Source organism: Candidatus Epulonipiscium viviparus (assembly GCF_030708075.1).
In the GTDB taxonomy this organism is placed as follows: Bacteria; Bacillota; Clostridia; order Lachnospirales; family Cellulosilyticaceae; genus Epulonipiscioides; species Epulonipiscioides viviparus.
Window position 1 is genome coordinate 1,136,312 of sequence record NZ_CP117982.1, and the last position, 19,383, is coordinate 1,155,694.

Sequence of the window (19,383 nt, forward strand, 5' to 3'; positions counted from 1 at the left end):
TTCACCGTTGCATATAATAATACCAAAAAATGAAACGGTGATTAAATGACAATTGATGTGGTTAAAGAAATAATCAGTAAAAGTCTAAATATTCCTATATCTAAGATCAAACCAAAATCACATTTGCTTCACAACCTCAATGCAGATTCTCTAGATTTATATCAAATTGCGATGGATATAGAAGCCGAATATGGATTTGAATTCACTCATAAAGATATCGCTAAATTTAAACAAGTACGTGATATTGTTAATATTATCGATAAAAAACTCGACTTTGATCAAAATTAGTCGAATAAAAAATATTTTTTTTACAAAAGGTGTTGACATATAATAGACTTCATGTTATTATAATCACGTCAAAAGCAGTGCGCGAGTGGCTCAGTGGTAGAGCATCTCCTTGCCAAGGAGAGGGTCGCGGGTTCGACTCCCGTCTCGCGCTTTATATCGGGGTGTGGCTCAGTTTGGCTAGAGCGCCTGGTTTGGGTCCAGGAGGCCGCAGGTTCGAGTCCTGTCACCCCGATTGTTTAGAGCTGGTTTCCTATTTTAGGAGGCTAGCTTTTTATATTATACATATCTTATTTTATAAAAGTTTTTCCATGTTACTCACAGCAGCATATAAATTTGTGATTTCGCACATACTTTATTTAATAAGGCAATAAGGGGGATAATTATTAATATGAAAAAAAGTAATGTGTCGTTAATAGCAACGGTTTATCTAATCGCTTCGGTAGTTACTGCTCAAACTGTTACTTATATCAATAATAAGTTTGATGATAATTCTTATATTGAACAACAAATTGCCGAAAGTCAGCCTATTTCTAGTTTATCTATAGAAGAAACCAGCCCTTGATTTAGAGGACTGGTTTCTTTTTAGCTATATTTACAAATTGACTTCATCTTTTTAACCGATATCAAATATTGTTCTTCATCATTAATAAAGTAGTAACCCAATGTTTCTGCCAGGTTTAGCTGCAAATCAAATTCCTTACTCACCAATCTCAAAAATCTCTCATAACTTTCCAATTCTACAAACCATCTACTTTTAATTTCATTATATGCCATCATATTCGCAATTAAGTGCTTGGTCAAATTAAAATTATCCCATCCCCTCCGTAAATCACCATCTTTATCCAACAACAGCATATTCAAGTCATTAATGAGCATCTTGTAGTTGAAATCTGTACTATCTAATTCGCTCCAGATTAACAATATTGTCGCAATGTCTTCTTCTTCACTGCAATTGTCTTCTATAATATGATTGTTTACCAACATCCCTAGCTTATTTCGCTCTATAATTGGCGGATATTTAAGTATACTCCATTGCTCTATAAAGTCTAGTGCTAAGTCAAATAAGATTATATTTTGAGGATGCGCATCGATTCTATCGGGTATTTGAATTTCCTTTAGTTTATTCTCTTGTATTACAAGCTTTACAAAACGTTCCAAGTTTAATGGCATATCAAGATCAATATAAAAAATAAAAATATCACACAAATCTCCAAACAAATCGCAAATATATTCAAAAATACTCTTCTTCTTCTTATAATCTTGCAATATCAACTTCGCTATTTTGATTAATTTTTTCCATCTACCTACTTTTTCCCAATTTTCTATGATTTGATACGCCTCAACTAATCTATTATTTACTCTAAAACGCTGCCCTCGATGTATCAGTTCTATAGGCTCCAAAGATTTATTCTCATCATATCTAATAATCTCACACCACAGTCCCAAAGTTCTAATCGCATCTTTATAGCTGGCACTGTTTTGAGGATGCACAAAGTCTTGGTTACACACAAAAATTTTGTTTATTCCATGCAACTCTGTTAGCTCTTTTAGAACTAGCTCAGATCCAATCAGCGCATCATTATGTCTCACTTTACAAATACTAAATTTAAATGCTAGATCTAATATTCGCTGACTTACAATTACTATATCTTCAAAGTAATCTTTAATATATAATTGATTTATTAAATACGAAATTTCTCTCTTATAACTATGTGTATCTCCATTTATATTCCAGCTTTTGTTCAATTTATCAAATATAGTTTTCATTGCACTAACCTTTCTGCGATTATTGTACAACATCATTATAGTACTTTGCAAGCTTCGCAAAAGCCTCCAATGAATTATTCACGGTCGCTGCACTCACGCAATATGCAATTCTAAAATAGCCTTTGCATCCAAACGCACTGCCTGGTACCAATAATAAATTAAATTTCTTTGCTTCTGCACAAAACTCTACATCATCTTCTATCAGTGCTTTTGGAAATAAATAAAACGCCCCTTCTGGATTATTTAACTCGAATCCCAACGATTTCAAATGACTATATAAAATATCTCGATTTGATTTATACAAACTAATATCTGCATCGAAATCAACATATCTTTCTACCAATTTTTGAAACAACGATGGTGCGTTTACAAATCCCAATACACGGTTTGCAACATTGAGCCCGGCTACCACTTCTTTTAGATCAGACATCTCTGAGCTACTAATAACGTAGCCGATTCTCTCTCCGGGTAACGACAAAGATTTGCTATACGAATATGCTATAAACGTATTTTTATAGAATGATAACACATTTGGTACTTCTACATTATTGTAAACTATTTCTCTGTACGGCTCATCTGATATCAAGTATATCTGACTCAGCATCTCCTGTTGCTTTTCCTCTAATATATTTGCCAATTCCGTTAATGTCGCTCTATCGTATATAACTCCAGTCGGATTATTAGGAGTATTAATTATCACTGCTTTAGTTTTCGGTGTAATCGATGCTTTAAGTGCCGAAAAATTTGGCAAAAAACTCGGTGGATTTGGAGGAATTACCACAATTTTCCCATCAAAATTTGATATATAATGTTTATATTCACCAAAAAATGGTGCAAACACTATTACTTCATCTTCTGGATCCAAAATTGTTTTTAATATAATATTTAGCCCTCCTGCAGCTCCGACACACATGCATATATTATCTACGCTTAGCTTTAATCCATACTTTGCATTTGTCACTGCCGCTATTTTATTTCTTGTTTGCTCATATCCCGAATTATTCATATAGCCATGAATTTGCTCTTCTCTCTTCAATATATCATAGATATCTTCCTTTATTGCATCAGGAGGGGCTGTGTTTGGGTTCCCTAAACTAAAATCATACACGTTTTCTACACCATATTTTTGTGCCATCAACTTTCCTTCTTCAAACATTGCACGAATAACAGAACTTCCTGCTACTAATTCTTGCATTTTTTTCGAAATCATAAAATACCTCCTAGTTTTATTTTATATTATTATATCATTTTTCGACAAATTTTAGTATAACAAAATAGAATATATCACTAAAACTCTATATCTATCAATTATTATGATATTTCTGTATATATTTTTTCATCATATAGCATACTAGCTTATATAAATTTAAAATGCTAAAGGAGATTTTTTATATGTGGAGAATAGAAGAGCATCTGATGCAAACACCTTATATGGAAACAGCAACTACTCGCACCGTTAGAGTTTATTTGCCTTATAATTATGACAATGATGACACACGATATCCTGTAGTATATTTTCATGATGGCAAAGCCGTATTTTTTGGCAAAGGTCCATTTAACACTGGCAGCTGGGAAGTTTTAGATACCATTACTGCCATGGAGCAGGCTGGCAAAACAAAGGGAATGATCATCGTTGCCATCGACAATGCTGATACCGAAAGACCAACCGAATATTTGCCTTTTGTAAGCAGTTATATTTTTAAAGAAGGCTTTGATATAAACGTTGGTGGAAAAGCTCATGAGTATGCAAAATTTTTTGTAAACACATTGGTGCCATTTATTAATGCCAAATATAAAACTATCCCCGAAGATGCTGCCATTATCGGAAGCTCTATGGGTGGATTAGTTACTGCATTTATAATTTCGCAATACCCAACCGCTTTTGCAAAAGCTGGGATATTCTCAATTGCTTCTTGGGTATATACCAATAACGAATGGTTTGATTATCTCAAAGCCACCACTCCCAATTCCGCGATGAAATATTTCATTCATGTTGGCACCGCAGAAGGTCACATGTCTACTGATCCTCTACTAGCCCAAAAATATGTAAACGATACAATTGCGTATTTCAGAACATTACTCCAGCTAGGTGTTCCGCTACACAATATCTATCTAAATGTTGGCGTTGGCGATACGCATTCTGAATCTACCTGGTCTAAATATATTGAAAGCTTTTTGTTATATTAAAGCCGCCCTGCTTATGGGGCAGCTCTTTTTTTGGGCTTTTTTGCCAACATCGATACAACAATATTAATCAACTTATTCAAATACCACATCACTTTATTTCGAGATAGTGCATACGTAATCAACATACTCGTTATTATACAAATAATAATTTTTATCCAAAAAAATGGTATAATCGAATTTACTATATACACCAGCGATACTAAATATGTGTGTAGAATATATACCGAAAATGTATTGGTACCTACCTTGCTAAAAAATGTTTTTTTAGGATTAATCATATTAACTAAAACATATACAAATGCAAATCCTATTACATAAACTCCCATTCTACTAAGAATAAGTTCCCAAATAGGTGCTTCAAATTCATAATAATCATGACTTCCATATAAAAATTCCGCTGGGATAATTTCAAAATATGCAAAGATAACTGCTATTCCAGCTGTTACGGCAATAATCAAAATACTAATCAACTTACTTTTACTTCTAAAACTCAGTAATTGCTCTTCTGTTAGGAAATACCCTCCTAAAAAAAATGGCAAGAAAAATATTGTTCTCGATATCGATAAAAACGTTCCCACCTCTGGCGAAAAACCTACTATTACTCCTATTATCAGACTTATTAAAAAAATATGTTTAACTCGTATTAAATCTCTCAAACAAATTCTCCAGCAAAACATACTTATTAAATACCACAATGCCCATCCTGGTGTAAGTAGCGAAATATTTCTCCACCCAACTACTGGAATACTTACTATTGCCCAAAGCGTATTAAAAATCAGATACGGAACTAAGAAATTTCTAAAGGCTTTCATTCTACACTTTCCAACATTCTTTGAAAAATAGCCCGAAATGAACACAAAAACAGGCATATGGAATAAGTATATAAAGATATAGACCACTTCTATAACAAATGACTCTGCTATATATAGCTCCAACGAATGTCCCAGCACTACCAAAAATATCAAAATCCCTTTTAAGTTATCAAGTAAATAATTTCTAGTTCGTTCCTTTTCTACTGATTTTGCTGAAATAGCAATCCCTCCTTAAATTAGATCGATCCACTCCTTTGCTATAAGCACATGTCCCTTGGCAGTCGGATGCACTCCGTCGCGAGTCCAATAGCAACCTGGCGTATCTACTGTTAACTGCCCATTAAAACTCTGTTGTAATGGAATATATTTTGCGTCATATTCTTTAGCAATATTTTCTATCACTTCAATTTTGGGACCCAAATCTTCTTTCCATTCCAGCTGCCCAGGTGTTACTGGCAATACAAATGGACTCAATAGTATAATTTCAATGTCTCCGAACTTTTCTCTCGTGCTATCCAAAAAATATAAATAGTTATCTCTAAACTCAGCCACATCTGTTACGCTTCCCGTATCATATCTTCTCCAAGTATCATTAATTCCTATATACAAAGAAAGTACATCGATTTTTTCAAAACTCAATGTATTCTTTTCCCAGCGCTTTCTTAACTCTTTAGATCGGTTACCAGACATACCTCTATTTATACATTTCATATTCAATTCCGGATAATGAGTTTTTATATAATGATTGACCAATTTTACATAACCATTTCCCAGACTCTCATCGTCTAACTTATTTCTACTGCAGTCCGTAATGCTATCTCCTTGAAATAAAATAATATTATTGTCATTCAATATCTTTGACATAATGCCTCCTTAACATTCCAATTTATTCAAAAAACTCTTACCAATATCTAGCTTTTCGACTTTAAAAATTTCTGCAATGGTTTGGCCAATGTCTGCAAAAGTCTCTAAAGTCCCCAGATTAGCTGATGCTGAACCTTTTTTATATGCTATTACTGGCACACTCTCTCTTGTATGATCGGTTCCTACAAATGTAGGGTCACACCCATGGTCTGCCGTTATAAATAAGTAATCGTCTTCTGTGAGAAATTCTAGCAACTCGCCAATTTGTATGTCGACCTCTTCTAACGCCGCTCCATACCCCGCAACATCATTTCTATGACCATATTTCATATCAAAATCTACTAAATTTGTAAATATCAACCCTTGCCTCTGCTCCTTTACAAGCTTGATCGTTATCTCCATTCCCTCCTTATTGCTTTTTGTTGGATATGATTTTGCTATATGTTTTCCTGCAAAGATGTCGCTAATCTTCCCTACCCCTGTTACCATCACTCCTGCAGTATCTAGACGATATAGCAAATTTGGTATCGCTGGCTCCGTTGCATAGTCGTGCCTATTTGCAGTTCGTACAAATGCTCCGACAGTACCAACAAACGGTCTTGCTATAATTCTTGCGACTTCGTTTTCGCCTCGCAATATCTCTCTTGCTATTTTACAGTAGCGATACAGGTCCTCCAATGGAACAACTTCTTCATGTGCCGCTATTTGAAACACGCTATCAGCCGATGTATAGACTATCAAATTTCCGGTTTTTACATGTTCTTCTCCCAAGTCTTCTATAATTTGTGTTCCTGATGCTACAATATTGCCAATTACTTTTTTGCCTGTCTTAGCCGAAAACTCATCAATTATTTCTTTCGGAAAACCATGTGGATATGTTCTTAATGGTACTGCTGTATTTACACCAATCATTTCAAAGTGCCCCGTTGTTGTATCCTTTCCCTTAGAAATTTCTAGTGCTCTGCCATATGATGCCGCTGGATTGGCTTCTTTTTCTCCTACGTTTATATCATCAATATTAAATAGTCCTAATTTTTTCAAGTTCAATAATTTTAATCCGTCATTGCTATCATATACATGCTGTAGTGTACTGGCACCCACATCTCCATATGCATCTGCGTCTGGCATTTCTCCTATCCCTACGCTGTCTAAGACAATAAAAATTACTCTTTTCATTTTTTGCCTCCCATTTATATTTATTTTACATATTTAGTATGCACCAATTTATTTTTTTTAGTTTGCTACTTATCTTTTTTTTTGAATAATGTTATACTAGATTTACCATTATATCACAAAAGGAGCAAAATTTATGTTACTTAAAATCAAAAATTTTTTTAATAGCACCGTCGAATTGCTACTTGCTGTCTTAGCCGCTGTACTTCTTACCCAATTTGTGTTTATGCATTCTACCGTTCCTACTGGTTCGATGATTCCCACCATACTTATAGGCGATCATCTTATACTTAACAAAGTTTCTGCATATTATAAAGAACCCGATAGAGGCGATATTGTTGTATTTTTTAATGGACAAGATAATTTAATCAAACGCGTCATTGCATTACCTGGTGATGAAATCGATTTAATTGCCGGAAATGTATATTTAAATGGCTCCCTCATAGATGAACCTTATTTAAAAGATGCTCATTCTACTTATCCCTTAAATTATCGTATTACATTTCCTTTTGTTGTGCCTCAAGATCATTATTTTGTGATGGGCGATAATCGCCTTAATAGTGCAGATAGCCGTGACTTTGGTCCTATTTATAGAGGAGATTTGGTTTCGATTGGTGCATTTAAATTTTTTCCTTTTGACAATATTCATATGTTAAAATAGGCAATCATTGCTGGTGATACTATCATTTCCACTTCAATAGTATCACTTTCTTAAATTTTGATAATTTTTTCTGTTTAAATAGGTCATAATACATATTAAAAGGAGTTGATTGATATGTTGCTTAAAGCAAAGCAATTTTTGGAATTTACAATAGAATTACTTCTTGCCATTGTTGCCGCTGCCCTCATTATGCAATTTGTATTTATGCATTCTGAAGTACCTTCTGGTTCGATGATTCCTACAATTTCTATTGGTGATCATTTTATTTTGAATAAAGTTACCCCTTATTATCGTAAACCAGAAAGAGGAGAAATTGTGGTGTTTTTTGATGGCAAAGATAATTTAATTAAACGCGTTATTGGCTTGCCTGGTGACGAACTCGATCTCTATGCTGGTAATCTTTATGTAAATGGAGTTTTACTCGATGAGCCCTATTTAAATCATCCTAATTCTACTTTTCCATTAAATCCCAATATAGTGTTTCCTTTGACTGTTCCCGAAAATCATTTTTTTGTTATGGGTGATAACAGGCTTAACAGTGCCGATAGCCGATATTTTGGTTCTGTTAATCGAGAGGACCTTGTTGCTATTGGAGGTATTAGAGTGTTTCCGTTTAATGCTATTGGTATATTAAAATAGTATTTCATATTATTGTATAATACTCTTGCACACCAAAATCATGCTGGCATCATATGCTATAATGATGATTCTTATTTTCTCTCCCTATTTTATAGTCACCTTCGCTTTTATTTATGGTTGATCGCATTTATATGCTGTAGTATAATAATATCGTATAAATTATATTTTTTAACAATAGGGAGGATATATAATGGAACCATTTATGAAATGTCTAAAAAAAGCAAATAACTTCAGTACGGATCTTATTAATCACATTATTGATTATTTAATCTGCGAAAAAAGTCAAAAAGAATTAATGCTTTCTGAAATTCTTAAGTATCATGTTAATTTGGAATATTCATACAGCTGGATTTCCGATTTAGATGAATTGTCTGAAGAAGAAGGTTATTCAGAATTTGTTGATGTAATATTTCATTTACTTTCTGATGCTGATAAACTAATAGTTTTTAGAACTTATAACTCTACTACAAAATATTCTAACCAATTTAAAGCATTATCTCCTCTACATCAGGCCAAAATTCTAGTATTAACCTTAAGTAAATGTTCATTGACAACTTTTACAGATGACTTAAATCTACTTATAGCATTACCAAATCCAGATGATATATATAATCACGATTGGAATACTTTGGAAAAAATAATTATTTCTCTTGCGTTTTCTCTGCGTAAAGATACAAATGATCAATATGACTTTATAGAAACTTTGAAGAATTTGCTTCGCAATGCTATAGAGGAAAGTTCTGATGATACTATTAAATCTTTACTCACATTTGATGCTAAAACTCAGGCTGTAACAGCTCCTATTTGTACTGCTGCTCGAAAAATTTTGGGTGAAAATGTTGGGTTATTACTGGCATATACTATTGCGGGGAAAGATGATTGGTTAGACAATTTTTGTATCATTGGACTAACTATGAGTTATCGTTTACGACATCTCACAATTGATACCAAAAATCAAAATTTTAACAGCATATTTAGCAAAATTCCTACTATATTTGAATCTTTGACCACATTATCAAATAGTACTCCTGCAAATAAAACTGCTATCGTTATGTATCATTATCCAAAAAATATGTATCCTCCAGCTGAAGAATTAGATGCGCAATGGTTTTCAACTTTTATGGCTCATAATCTACGAATTGCGGAATACACTGATTTCTTAACCGGCAAGACCGACTTATCTGCCATCACTCCCGAAATTCTCAATAAATCTAGCTATACTTATATATATAATGATATTCTTGTTATGCCTCACTACTTTGAGGAGCTACTTAAGACTTACAAAACTATTTTCGGAAAAAATGATGTCTACCATCGCTTGCTTGTAATTCGCCTGCTCAGCAAGTGTTGCAGTATTGGAGATTTAGAAGGTATTCATTTACTAGAACAATATAACTTAAGCGCTGATAGCATCGCATGGTATTTTAGCTATGTTCATCCCATTTCTTGCAAACATTCACAATTAGCCACTGATAAATTGCCTCGTAACGTTACTACTTTAATTCATTTAATTTCCTCTCAAGAAGAGATTTTAGGCAAGATTTTGGCAACTGATACCAACTTTGTTCAAGAAAAGAAACTTGTTCTCGTTCTTGCTATCAGAAAAGCTAGCATTCAGTATAATGATGCTAAGTGGGCCGAAATTTTACTCGCTCTTAATTAACATTTATTTGCAACACCGACTTAATCTGATTTGACTTAATCTATGAAAGAAGGGATTTTTATGTTGACATTAGAAGGAAAGTATTGTACTGCTAAAATTTTTACAGAAAATATTGATCAGGAATCTATAAATCAAATCCTTAAACTATGCAATAATCTAGCAGCCGAAAATAGCAATCTAGCCATAATGCCTGATGTTCATGTTGCCAAAAATTGTACTATCGGAACCACTATGACAGTTAAAGATAAAATTATTCCAAATCTTATTGGCGTTGACATAGGTTGCGGTGTTAGAGTTGAGCCTATTAAAGTAGTTAAAGGATTAGATTGGATCAATGAATTTGATAAAAAACTCCGTGTCACAATTCCTTCTGGCTTTAGTCTTCGCAAAAAAGTTCATAAATTTATCAAAGAAGTTCCTTTGTATGAGTTACGCTGCCCTGTTATTGATTTTGCTCGCGCAGAGTTTTCGATGGGCACCTTAGGTGAGGGCAACCATTATATCGAAGTTAGCTACGATGAATTGGGCAGATATTATCTTACCATTCATTCTGGTAGCAGAAATCTCGGCAGCGATGTCGCTAAGTATTATCAAAATCTTGCTTATGAACTTTTAAAGAAAAGCAACTCTCAATATACCAAAAAATTGAAGCAGTCTATTCAGCATTTACCAAAATCAGATACTCCAAATCTCCGGCAACAAAATTATCATATTCTCAAAGAATTTGCGTATCTAGATGGTGAATTTATGGAAAATTATCTCCATGACATGGAAATTGCAACCGAATTCGCATATTGGAACCGCAAAGCTATAGCCTACGATATTATCAAGGCACTTCGAGGAAGAGTGTCGTTTGCTACTGAAGAAGATGGTTATGAAGCTTTTGATACTGTACATAACTATATAGACATTAAAACAAAGATTCTTCGAAAGGGAGCTGTCTCCGCACAAGCTGGTGAATTACTTATTATCCCCATCAACATGCGCGATGGAAGCATTCTAGCAATCGGTAAAGGAAATCCCAAGTGGAATTTTTCTGCACCACATGGAGCCGGGCGCTCAATCAATCGCATCACATCCAAAAATACAATCACTCTCAGTATGTTTAAAAAATCTATGAAGGGTATTCACTCAACTTCTATTTGTTCTTCTACAATTGATGAAAGCTGTTTTGCTTATAAAAATATTGATGAGATCATTAACAATATTCAAGATAGTGTCGATATAATAAGGATTATAAAACCCATTTATAATTTTAAAGCAATCTAACTAAGGAGGAATTTTTATGGCTGATTTTAGCATTGTCACAGCACAATTTTCGTTAAGCAATATCGCAGTAATTGCATTTAGAATAGTTCTCGCAACAATATTTTCGGGAACTTTAGGTCTATTGAGCGGTAAAAAAGGTAGAGCCGCAGGATTTAAAACTCATATTTTAGTCTGTCTCGGCGCTACTACTGCTATGCTAACTAATCAGTATATTTTTACGTATGTTACTGGCCCAACCGGAGACCCTACCAGAATAGCCGCACAAGTTATCAGTGGTATCGGATTTATTGGTGCTGGTACTATTATTGTTACTGGTAAACAGCAGATTAAAGGAGTTACCACTGCTGCGGGTTTATGGGCTTGCGCTTGCTTAGGATTGGCCATTGGCATCGGATTTTATAGTGGTGCTTTGATCAGCTGGATTTTTATTATTAGTACGCTTACAATTTTTCATAAATATGAGTCTAAACTTCATCTAAAAATTGTTCCCCATGAGCTTTATATAGAAGTTACTTCTCTAAAGGAAGTTAGCACTATTATTAATAATTGCAAAGAATCTGGATGCATATTACATAATATTGATTTGCACAAATCCAAAGTTGCTGGTGAAAAAATTATTTCCCTATTTATAACACTCTCCTTTCCATCTGATTTAGATGAAGATCACATAATCAATACTTTACGTCTTAACCCTGGGATAAACTACATTGAATTACTATGAGAAAGCTTATTTGTAAAAATTGCTATCTAACGACCGATACTGTATTGCTGTTGATACGTGATATTCTGATATTTCTGCAGAATCATTTACATCTGCTATTGTTCTAGCAATTTTAAGAATTTTGTGATAGCTTCTGGCACTGCCTTTGGATATTTCTAACCAGCTTGTTAACAAATCGTTTACCGGGTCTGCTAATTTACAAAATTCGTTAATTTCCTTGACATTCATATGCGCATTAAAATAATTTTTTTTATCTTTAAATCTATGCTGTTGCCTTTCAAGCCCCACATTTATCTTGTCTCTCATCTGATCTGTCGAGATCGATTTGGCATTCTCCTTAAACATACTAAAGTCTATCGGCTCTGTTTCTATATGCAAATCTATCCTATCTAATAATGGCCCCGAAAGTTTGTTTAGATAATTTCTTATTGCAGGCAAACTACAGGTGCATTTGTCGCGGTCTGGATAATATCCACATGGACAAGGATTGGTTGATGCAATCAATAAAAAATCTGCCGGATACGTAATATTACTTTTGGCCCTCGCAATGGTTATTTCTTTTGACTCCATTGGCTGCCGCAGTATTTCTAGCGTCCGCTTGCTAAACTCTAGTAACTCATCTAAAAATAATATCCCCAGATGCGCTAGGCTGATTTCTCCAGGTCTTGGATCTTGCCCACCACCACATAGAGCCTGTGCCGTTATCGTATGATGCGGCGTTCTAAACGGCCTTTGCACCATCAATTCGTTTGTTGGTAGCAACCCAGCCACCGAGTATAGCTGCGTCAACTGTATTATCTCTTCAAAACTCAGTGACGGAAACAATGATGGAAAACTTTTCGAGAGCAACGTTTTGCCAGATCCGGGCGGCCCTATTAATAATAGGTTATGATAGCCACTTGCAGCTATAATCATTGCCTCTTTTGCGCGTTCTTGTCCATGAATTTCACTAAAATCCCCTGTATTTGCCACTTTTGAAATTGTCTTTTGCTCAGTGCTACTTCTAACTAACTCATCACCTCTGTTATTTACAAAATTAACCACTTGGGTCAGATTGCTTGCATATAAAATTTTATCATTACATAAGCAATCCACCTGAGATTTGCTATCAATCGGAACAATACAAGTATATTCTTCTAACTCTGGAAACTGTGTTAATGCACACAATATAGGAAACAATTGTTTTGAACTACGAAGGCTCCCATCAAGCGCTAATTCTCCAAAAAATAAATACTTATTCGATATCTCAGGTATTATAGTTTTGTTGCACTTCATTATAGCCATAGTCATTCCAAGATCGTATAGCGAACCCTCTTTTTTTAAATTTGCCGGTGCCAAGTTTATGGTTATTTTACTAATCGGAAATGGATACCCACTATTTTTAATAGCAGTACGCATCCTGTCCTTCGATTCTTTTACAGAATTATCTGGTAACCCCACAATTTCAAACCCAGGCATGCCAGTATTTATATCAACCTCTACATCGACTTTGACTGGTAATAAGCCTTTTAGAGTATACGTTATGAGTTTATAGTACATATATTAATTCCTTTCCAATATCCTAATAGAGTATTGACATTAAAAATAATATATATTCTAAAATTTTTTCTGGACATATCTAAAAATTCATGGTTAAATGTAGAAAAAAAACTGAAAGGATTTTGCTATGGAAAAGAAAATTGCAATGGCTCTTAATGCAGCAGATAAAAAATTATTTTTTGAACCATATTTTGATGATATGCCTCAAGGGCTTAAACAGGAGCTTAAAGAAGAAGTTGCTAAGCTTACCGACAAAGTTAAGGGAATTATGCTAGTATCATTTACCGAGAATGGCAATGTATTACTTGAGCATCAGGATGCATTTCCAGACGAAATTAATGTCGACTATGCTATCAACGAATTTTTAAACAGACAAAAGCAGTTGCTCAAATCGCTTAAAATTTGGTATTTGATGTATAAAACGCGTGAAGGTAAGCTTGCGCGTGAAGTTTTGCTTAAACCTAATAGACCTGTACGATAATTAACTCCCCTCGGATGGGGGGAGCGGACATTTTTTTAACTGCTAAACTCACCTATTTTAACAAAAGTGATGTCATCTATAAACTTGTCCCATGCCTCTTGATTATGCACATAATATGCTGGGCATAGCTTTTCTGTCACATCATAATGCCTTATCACATCTGTTTGCGGATTGAGCTTATACTTTCTACATAGCTGCTTTGTAAGGTCAATTAGTGAATTATACGTTATATCACTAAATTTTCCAAAGGTATCCGGGTGACATACTTCTATTCCTATATGCGAATAATTGACATTGCGATTTCCTGCGTGATAGGCAACTTCTTCTTCTGGAACACAGAGAATAATTTCGCCTTGCAAACCCACAATATAGTGACTGCTGGCGTATCGTTCGGTTAGGCTATTAAAGTAATCTCTATTATTTTCTGCTGTTGAACCTGGATTATTTACATAGTGAACTACAATACCAGAAATTTTTTCCATAGGAAATCCAGGCGCGACATTGGGTTCGGATCTAGTGGATATAAAATTTTAGGCACACCATCATCGACAATTTCTATTTTTTTAAAATTTTTTGCTTGCATGTGAATATTGGGTCTAGCCAGCTGCTCATAATCTATAAAGTCCATCGTGATCTCTTCTCCTTATTTGTCTATTAATTTTGCTAATGTTAGATTCAGACCTAGCATATCTGCAATCTGTTGGTACTCCTCAAAAACTTTTGAATTAAATCCCGCATCCAGCAATATTGCTTTGATTAAAATATTTTTTGGCGTGTGGCTCGAATCAATAAATTCTATAACAGCAACTTTATATGAAAATGCCTCCAGCAATGTTGCTCGCAATCCATCTGTTACAAGAGAGGCAATTTTTTCCTTTAAAATTCCATGTTTTAAAATTCCATTAAGCTGCGCATTTTCAATTTGTGTATATGCTTCATGATGACAACAAGGTACGGCTAAAATTGCTTTTGCTTTCCATCTAATTCCTTTATCTATTGCAAAATCTGTTGCAGTATTACAAGCGTGAAGCGATATTACAATGTCGATTGCTTTATCACTTGTGTACTTTCCGATATCTCCTACTTGAAACTTCAAATTATCATAATTAAGTTTTTTGGCCAGCTGATCACAAAATTCAATTACATCTGCTTTCAAATCCAATCCTATAATTTCAACTTCCTTTTTTCTAATCTGAGTTAAAAAGTGATATAATGCAAAAGTCAGGTAACTCTTACCGCATCCAAAGTCCACAATTCTATAAAAATCCAACTTCAGCTCATCAATTACATTCGCAACAATCTCTATATACTTATTAATTTGCTTAAACTTATCATATTTTGAAGGCTTTACCCTGCCGTTTTCGTCCATTATTCCTAGACTAATAAAAAATTCAGCTGAGGTATTTGGGTTCAAGATATAGTTTTTCTCCTTATTATGCAATTTATTCATTTCCACCTTCTTTGTTGCATCAGAACGCTTTATAGCCAGATCACCCTTCTTGTTCACCAAAATTGTAAAATCGTTAGCAGCAGTATATAGCTGAATTTGTTTATAATCTCGACAAGTTTCTAGCATAAATTCCAATAATTCTGCTTCATCAAGATTTTGATGATATGCCTTATTATCTCTAAGCGCTTCTACTTGAAACAAGGCTCTGTTTTGTATTACAATTGGGCGGATTGTTAGCTTTCCAGCGATATTTTTTTTGCGAGGATTACTATATACTCCTGCTATTAATATATTTTCTGATAGTAATTTTTCTAATTTTCTCATATAAATTCCTTCTTTATTTATCAACTTTTTCATATACATTATATAATATATAGTTATTTATGCAAGTCCCCTTTTATCATTTGCTACCTATATGAAGAAGACTGCTCAGGCAACTACAACTGCTCAGGCATCGGCTACGGCTCATGCATCGGCAACTGCTCAGGCAACAGCAACTGCTCAGGCAACAGCAACTGCTCAGGCAACAGCAACTGCTCAGGCAACAGCAACGGCTCAGGCATCGGCTACGGCTCAGGCATCGGCTACAGCTCAGGCATCGGCTACGGCTCAGGCATCGGCTACGGCTCAGGCATCGGCTACGGCTCAGGCATCGGCAACTGCTCAGGCAACGGCATTTGCTACACAAGCATCAAATTCAGCTTAAGTTCTTGTTTTATTATTTTATATGAGGAGGTATTACATTGAAACTTTTAAAAAAAATCGGTCTATTATCGGCAATTATCTTCGCTTTAACTGCATGTTCAGACACTGAAACAGCAACAGCTCCTGCAACTACAACTGCTCCTGCAACTACAACGGCTCCTGTAACGGCAACGGCTCCTGTAACGGCAACGGCTCCTGTAACGGCAACGGCTACGGCAACTGCTCCTGCAGAAGAACTTGTTAGAGATCTGGGTGGATTGGTTGTTCGAATCGGATCTTGGAGCGCTTCTTCTGAACCTGAAGAAAAAGCCAATGCTCAAGAGGAGGCATTGTGGGCGTATCGCCACGAGATGATGGCAAAACATAATTTTTCTGTTGAGGAGATTGCTGTTGGCAAATGGGACACTACTCTCGAAGCTATGTCTACTTCTACATTAACTGGCGATCCTTCTGCAGAAGTATTCCGTGTATTTTCTAGCTATGTGCCTATGGCGATTTCCAATAATTTATGCTATGACGTTTCCACGCTTGACGAATTTGATTTTAGCGACCCCAAGTGGGATAATATAGTGGAAGATGTGACTGCTCGCGGCGATAGCATTTATGGATTTTCGCTAGCTCAGGATCCTGCAATTGGACTTTTCTTTAACAAACGATTATTTCAAGAGGCAGGACTCGAACCAGATTTGCTATATGACCTTCAGGCGAGTGGCGAATGGACTTGGGAAAAGATGGAGGAGCTTTTGCCGATACTAACTCGAGATATTAACAATGATGGAATTGATGATGTTCATGCTATAAACTTTAATATGGGTAATGCAGTGAAAATTATTTTGCTCTCAAATAATGCGATGTTGGTTGATATGGAAGAAGATGGAACATTCGTGAATGCTACAATGCGCCCGGAGGCTATAGAAGCGTTCGAATGGATAGATTATGTATCGGATTTGCCTTATGACGCGATTCCGCACTGGGACGGATTGAACGACTTCTTTATTACAGCGCAAGTCGCTATGTTTCCTGCAGACAAAGCCACAGTTAGCGCATTTTTAGAGATGGAGGACGATTATGGGTTTGTTGCTTTTCCCAAAGGACCTCGGGCAAACAATTACTCATTTTCGTCTAACGCATCGAGCTGGTTGATCCCAAGTTCTTTTACAGCAGAAGAAGCTGCCGACATTGCATTTGTAATGGATATTTGGACTAATGAAGCGCCGGGATATGATGGTCCAGATGATTGGATGATGTCTGAATATAAATTTTTTAGAGATGAGCGAGCAGTAGAGGAGACTCTAGCTCTTGCGCGAGAAGAGGGAGTTTTGAAATATGATTATAGGTCTTCTATGAGTGGAATTAATACTAACAGCCTTATCAGCCCGATTATCTACAACCAAATGACTGTTATGGAGGCGCTCGAAAGTATTCAGGGGCCTTATAATGCCGATATTGCGAAGGCCAACGGAAAATACTAAATTTTAGAGTACCAAAGGGAGTGCCTCTTTTTTGATATCTTAATCTATTTATAATTTATTTTAGATCTAATTTCATCTGCAAATTCTTCTACGTTTAATAAAATTTTACCTACTTTTACTGCATTACCTAACTTTACAATATGCGGTTGCTCTAGATAAACGCTTTCTAAAATTTCCTTTTGCTCAAAAACTTCACGCGTTGGTCCATCTAATATAACCTCACCTTTTGAAAATACAATGACGCGTTCAAAGCATTGTGCCACAAAATCCATATCATGCAAAATTGATATGACTAGCTTCCCTTGTGCCGATAGTGTCTTTATTATATTTTCGATCAGTCTTTTACCCAAATGATCTTGCGCAATAGTTGGCTCATCAAAAATAACTACTTTTGGATTCATTGCAATGATCGATGCTATCGAAATCAATTTTCTATCTGATAAGTTTAGATCATAGGGATTTACATCTGCCACTCCCATTAATCCCACCATTATTAGTGCTTTTTCTGATACTATCTTTGCATGTTTTTTGTTCATTTTTAATTGTAGCGGTCCAAACATAACCTCTTCCAATACCGTATTTTTAAAAATTTGATCGTTAGGATTTTGAAATATCATTCCAATATCTTTTGCAATGGAAGCCACAGAAACTGTCGCTATATCTTTTTCGTCAAAAATGATTTTGCCTGATGTTGGTCGCAGCAATCCCTTTAATAACTTGACAAATGTTGTTTTTCCGGCACCATTTTGCCCAATTATTGCTGTGGGCTTGGCATCCAAACTTAGTGTTAATCCTTTTAATATTTCTTCTTCTGGCGTATATCTAAAGTGTACATTTTTAATGTCTAAAATATTCATAGCAACACTCCTTTGCTTGTTCCAATGTAATGGGATAGTATTCTTTAGTTTTTACATTCAATCGCTTACCAATTTTTGTATATAGAGGTATATTTTCTAGCTTATTTCTACTAAATACCTTTTCTGGAGTATCTATAGCCATGAGCTCTCCATCTTCTAGCAAAATAATTTTATCGCTATATTGTGCAATCTTTTCTAGCTTGTGCGTAACAAAAATAATTGTAACTCCTTTTTCGCTAAGAGTTTTTATGGCTCTAAATACATCATCGCTTCCTTGCGGATCCAGCTGAGATGTTGGCTCATCTAATATAATTATCTCGGGCTCCATAGTGATGACACTGGCGATTGCCACGCGTTGCATTTGTCCTCCAGAAAGATCAAATAAATTTCGATTTTTATATTCTGTCATTCCCAGTAGGTTCAAACTTTTATCAATTTTGACCTTCATTTCTTCAGGCGGAATTCCAAAATTTTCGAGTCCAAAAGCAATTTCTTCATATACTGTATCTTTTACCCCAGTCATTTGATTAAATGGATTTTGAAATATCAAGCCAACTTTTTTAACTAACGCATCCATTTCAGTTTCTGTCACTTTCATTCCGCACACTGTCACTTCTCCAGCATATAACCCCTTATACAAATTAGGTATAATTCCTGTTATAGCTTGGGCTAATGTGCTTTTACCTGCCCCATTTTTTCCAATAATTCCAATAAATTCCCCTTTATTAATCTCTAAATTGATATTATTTAAAGCATTTACTTTTGTACTGGGATATCGATATTTTAGATTTTTTATTGTTATAATACTCATCAAATAATCCTCCATTTTAAGCAA

At 35.0% G+C, this 19,383-nt stretch carries 22 protein-coding genes and 2 tRNA genes; 13 read left to right on the plus strand and 11 right to left on the minus strand.

Features of this window, described 5'->3' with window-relative positions:
• Positions 1–45: 45 nt before the first annotated feature.
• The 4 genes from PCY70_RS04565 to PCY70_RS04580 all read left to right on the plus strand — a co-directional run bounded on the left by PCY70_RS04565 (position 46) and on the right by PCY70_RS04580 (position 850).
• Complete coding sequence (locus tag PCY70_RS04565) at positions 46–288, plus strand: acyl carrier protein (protein WP_010167468.1); 243 nt, start codon at positions 46–48, stop codon at positions 286–288.
• Positions 289–367: 79 nt separating this feature from the next.
• Positions 368–439: transfer RNA gene (locus PCY70_RS04570), tRNA-Gly, on the plus strand.
• A gap of 6 nt (positions 440–445) precedes the next feature.
• Positions 446–520 (plus strand) — tRNA-Pro (locus tag PCY70_RS04575).
• Positions 521–676: 156 nt separating this feature from the next.
• Positions 677–850, plus strand: coding sequence for a hypothetical protein (locus tag PCY70_RS04580; RefSeq protein ID WP_010167466.1), 174 nt, complete (start codon positions 677–679; stop codon positions 848–850).
• 20 nt (positions 851–870) lie between these two features.
• Here the strand turns inward: PCY70_RS04580 and PCY70_RS04585 are convergent, their stop codons facing one another.
• Positions 871–2,055, minus strand: coding sequence for a hypothetical protein (locus PCY70_RS04585; RefSeq protein ID WP_156778404.1), 1,185 nt, complete (start codon positions 2,053–2,055; stop codon positions 871–873).
• A 19-nt stretch (positions 2,056–2,074) separates the two neighbouring features.
• Entirely contained in the window at positions 2,075–3,265 is a 1,191-nt protein-coding gene (locus tag PCY70_RS04590) for a pyridoxal phosphate-dependent aminotransferase (RefSeq protein WP_305768605.1), read from the minus strand.
• Positions 3,266–3,447: 182 nt separating this feature from the next.
• On the opposite strand from PCY70_RS04590, the gene PCY70_RS04595 reads away from it, so the two are divergent.
• Positions 3,448–4,242, plus strand: coding sequence for an alpha/beta hydrolase (locus tag PCY70_RS04595; protein WP_305768606.1), 795 nt, complete (start codon positions 3,448–3,450; stop codon positions 4,240–4,242).
• Between the two features lie 11 nt (positions 4,243–4,253).
• Here PCY70_RS04595 and PCY70_RS04600 read toward each other — a convergent pair whose 3' ends face one another.
• Genes PCY70_RS04600 through PCY70_RS04610 form a run of 3 tightly spaced genes read right to left on the minus strand, consistent with a single transcriptional unit; the run spans position 4,254 to position 7,094 of the window.
• Positions 4,254–5,279, minus strand: coding sequence for an acyltransferase family protein (locus tag PCY70_RS04600; protein WP_323132700.1), 1,026 nt, complete (start codon positions 5,277–5,279; stop codon positions 4,254–4,256).
• 6 nt (positions 5,280–5,285) lie between these two features.
• Positions 5,286–5,918 (minus strand): SGNH/GDSL hydrolase family protein, encoded by a 633-nt coding sequence (locus PCY70_RS04605; protein ID WP_010167457.1) that lies wholly within the window; start codon positions 5,916–5,918, stop codon positions 5,286–5,288.
• A gap of 9 nt (positions 5,919–5,927) precedes the next feature.
• Positions 5,928–7,094, minus strand: coding sequence for a phosphopentomutase (locus PCY70_RS04610; RefSeq protein WP_305768607.1), 1,167 nt, complete (start codon positions 7,092–7,094; stop codon positions 5,928–5,930).
• A 133-nt stretch (positions 7,095–7,227) separates the two neighbouring features.
• Between PCY70_RS04610 and lepB (PCY70_RS04615) the strand changes: the two genes are divergently transcribed.
• The 5 genes from lepB (PCY70_RS04615) (at position 7,228) to PCY70_RS04635 (ending at position 12,044) form a co-directional block, all read left to right on the plus strand.
• On the plus strand, positions 7,228–7,752 hold the full coding sequence (gene lepB, locus PCY70_RS04615; protein ID WP_044149620.1) for a signal peptidase I: 525 nt from the start codon (positions 7,228–7,230) through the stop codon (positions 7,750–7,752).
• A 114-nt stretch (positions 7,753–7,866) separates the two neighbouring features.
• On the plus strand, positions 7,867–8,391 hold the full coding sequence (gene lepB / locus PCY70_RS04620; protein WP_010167453.1) for a signal peptidase I: 525 nt from the start codon (positions 7,867–7,869) through the stop codon (positions 8,389–8,391).
• Between the two features lie 190 nt (positions 8,392–8,581).
• On the plus strand, positions 8,582–10,054 hold the full coding sequence (locus PCY70_RS04625; RefSeq protein ID WP_305768608.1) for an RNA-binding protein: 1,473 nt from the start codon (positions 8,582–8,584) through the stop codon (positions 10,052–10,054).
• Positions 10,055–10,114: 60 nt separating this feature from the next.
• A complete protein-coding gene (locus PCY70_RS04630) occupies positions 10,115–11,323 on the plus strand; it encodes an RtcB family protein (RefSeq protein WP_305768609.1) in 1,209 nt (402 codons plus the stop codon).
• Positions 11,324–11,339: 16 nt separating this feature from the next.
• Positions 11,340–12,044 (plus strand): MgtC/SapB family protein, encoded by a 705-nt coding sequence (locus tag PCY70_RS04635; RefSeq protein WP_052296464.1) that lies wholly within the window; start codon positions 11,340–11,342, stop codon positions 12,042–12,044.
• A gap of 6 nt (positions 12,045–12,050) precedes the next feature.
• On the opposite strand, the gene PCY70_RS04640 is transcribed toward PCY70_RS04635, so the two are convergent.
• Entirely contained in the window at positions 12,051–13,583 is a 1,533-nt protein-coding gene (locus tag PCY70_RS04640; protein WP_029488081.1) for a YifB family Mg chelatase-like AAA ATPase, read from the minus strand.
• 127 nt (positions 13,584–13,710) lie between these two features.
• Between PCY70_RS04640 and PCY70_RS04645 the strand changes: the two genes are divergently transcribed.
• A complete protein-coding gene (locus PCY70_RS04645) occupies positions 13,711–14,064 on the plus strand; it encodes a DUF6145 family protein (RefSeq protein ID WP_010167443.1) in 354 nt (117 codons plus the stop codon).
• Between the two features lie 35 nt (positions 14,065–14,099).
• Here PCY70_RS04645 and PCY70_RS04650 read toward each other — a convergent pair whose 3' ends face one another.
• From PCY70_RS04650 to PCY70_RS04660, 3 genes are read right to left on the minus strand one after another with little or no spacing between them, the layout of a single operon-like run.
• The gene (locus tag PCY70_RS04650) at positions 14,100–14,546 is read right to left on the minus strand and encodes a peptidoglycan recognition protein family protein (protein WP_305768610.1); all 447 of its coding nucleotides are present in this window, start codon (positions 14,544–14,546) and stop codon (positions 14,100–14,102) included.
• On the minus strand, positions 14,522–14,692 hold the full coding sequence (locus tag PCY70_RS04655) for a hypothetical protein (protein ID WP_305768611.1): 171 nt from the start codon (positions 14,690–14,692) through the stop codon (positions 14,522–14,524). Before PCY70_RS04655 ends, PCY70_RS04650 begins: the two co-directional genes overlap by 25 nt.
• A gap of 15 nt (positions 14,693–14,707) precedes the next feature.
• Positions 14,708–15,838 (minus strand): class I SAM-dependent methyltransferase, encoded by a 1,131-nt coding sequence (locus PCY70_RS04660; protein ID WP_305768612.1) that lies wholly within the window; start codon positions 15,836–15,838, stop codon positions 14,708–14,710.
• A 91-nt stretch (positions 15,839–15,929) separates the two neighbouring features.
• Between PCY70_RS04660 and PCY70_RS04665 the strand changes: the two genes are divergently transcribed.
• Together PCY70_RS04665 and PCY70_RS04670 are read left to right on the plus strand one after the other, a co-directional pair.
• Complete coding sequence (locus tag PCY70_RS04665; protein ID WP_305768613.1) at positions 15,930–16,220, plus strand: hypothetical protein; 291 nt, start codon at positions 15,930–15,932, stop codon at positions 16,218–16,220.
• A 37-nt stretch (positions 16,221–16,257) separates the two neighbouring features.
• Positions 16,258–17,691: an ABC transporter substrate-binding protein gene (locus PCY70_RS04670; RefSeq protein WP_305768614.1), complete on the plus strand. Its 1,434-nt coding sequence runs from the start codon at positions 16,258–16,260 to the stop codon at positions 17,689–17,691.
• Positions 17,692–17,735: 44 nt separating this feature from the next.
• Here the strand turns inward: PCY70_RS04670 and PCY70_RS04675 are convergent, their stop codons facing one another.
• Positions 17,736–18,548 (minus strand): energy-coupling factor ABC transporter ATP-binding protein, encoded by an 813-nt coding sequence (locus PCY70_RS04675; RefSeq protein WP_305768615.1) that lies wholly within the window; start codon positions 18,546–18,548, stop codon positions 17,736–17,738.
• The gene (locus PCY70_RS04680) at positions 18,529–19,359 is read right to left on the minus strand and encodes an energy-coupling factor ABC transporter ATP-binding protein (RefSeq protein ID WP_305768616.1); all 831 of its coding nucleotides are present in this window, start codon (positions 19,357–19,359) and stop codon (positions 18,529–18,531) included. The genes PCY70_RS04675 and PCY70_RS04680 overlap by 20 nt, the downstream gene beginning before the upstream one ends.
• Between the last annotated feature and the right edge of the window lie 24 nt (positions 19,360–19,383).

Excerpts from the sequence above, each read along its gene's own strand:
- PCY70_RS04565 (WP_010167468.1), top strand. The coding sequence starts at position 46 with ATGACAATTGATGTGGTTAAAGAAATAATCAGTAAAAGTCTAAATATT.
- PCY70_RS04580 (WP_010167466.1), top strand. The coding sequence starts at position 677 with ATGAAAAAAAGTAATGTGTCGTTAATAGCAACGGTTTATCTAATCGCT.
- PCY70_RS04585 (WP_156778404.1), bottom strand. The coding sequence starts at position 2,055 with ATGAAAACTATATTTGATAAATTGAACAAAAGCTGGAATATAAATGGA.
- PCY70_RS04590 (WP_305768605.1), bottom strand. The coding sequence starts at position 3,265 with ATGATTTCGAAAAAAATGCAAGAATTAGTAGCAGGAAGTTCTGTTATT.
- PCY70_RS04595 (WP_305768606.1), top strand. The coding sequence starts at position 3,448 with ATGTGGAGAATAGAAGAGCATCTGATGCAAACACCTTATATGGAAACA.
- PCY70_RS04605 (WP_010167457.1), bottom strand. The coding sequence starts at position 5,918 with ATGTCAAAGATATTGAATGACAATAATATTATTTTATTTCAAGGAGAT.
- PCY70_RS04610 (WP_305768607.1), bottom strand. The coding sequence starts at position 7,094 with ATGAAAAGAGTAATTTTTATTGTCTTAGACAGCGTAGGGATAGGAGAA.
- lepB (WP_044149620.1), top strand. The coding sequence starts at position 7,228 with ATGTTACTTAAAATCAAAAATTTTTTTAATAGCACCGTCGAATTGCTA.
- lepB (WP_010167453.1), top strand. The coding sequence starts at position 7,867 with ATGTTGCTTAAAGCAAAGCAATTTTTGGAATTTACAATAGAATTACTT.
- PCY70_RS04625 (WP_305768608.1), top strand. The coding sequence starts at position 8,582 with ATGGAACCATTTATGAAATGTCTAAAAAAAGCAAATAACTTCAGTACG.
- PCY70_RS04630 (WP_305768609.1), top strand. The coding sequence starts at position 10,115 with ATGTTGACATTAGAAGGAAAGTATTGTACTGCTAAAATTTTTACAGAA.
- PCY70_RS04635 (WP_052296464.1), top strand. The coding sequence starts at position 11,340 with ATGGCTGATTTTAGCATTGTCACAGCACAATTTTCGTTAAGCAATATC.
- PCY70_RS04640 (WP_029488081.1), bottom strand. The coding sequence starts at position 13,583 with ATGTACTATAAACTCATAACGTATACTCTAAAAGGCTTATTACCAGTC.
- PCY70_RS04645 (WP_010167443.1), top strand. The coding sequence starts at position 13,711 with ATGGAAAAGAAAATTGCAATGGCTCTTAATGCAGCAGATAAAAAATTA.
- PCY70_RS04650 (WP_305768610.1), bottom strand. The coding sequence starts at position 14,546 with ATGGAAAAAATTTCTGGTATTGTAGTTCACTATGTAAATAATCCAGGT.
- PCY70_RS04655 (WP_305768611.1), bottom strand. The coding sequence starts at position 14,692 with ATGGACTTTATAGATTATGAGCAGCTGGCTAGACCCAATATTCACATG.
- PCY70_RS04660 (WP_305768612.1), bottom strand. The coding sequence starts at position 15,838 with ATGAGAAAATTAGAAAAATTACTATCAGAAAATATATTAATAGCAGGA.
- PCY70_RS04665 (WP_305768613.1), top strand. The coding sequence starts at position 15,930 with ATGAAGAAGACTGCTCAGGCAACTACAACTGCTCAGGCATCGGCTACG.
- PCY70_RS04675 (WP_305768615.1), bottom strand. The coding sequence starts at position 18,548 with ATGAATATTTTAGACATTAAAAATGTACACTTTAGATATACGCCAGAA.
- PCY70_RS04680 (WP_305768616.1), bottom strand. The coding sequence starts at position 19,359 with ATGAGTATTATAACAATAAAAAATCTAAAATATCGATATCCCAGTACA.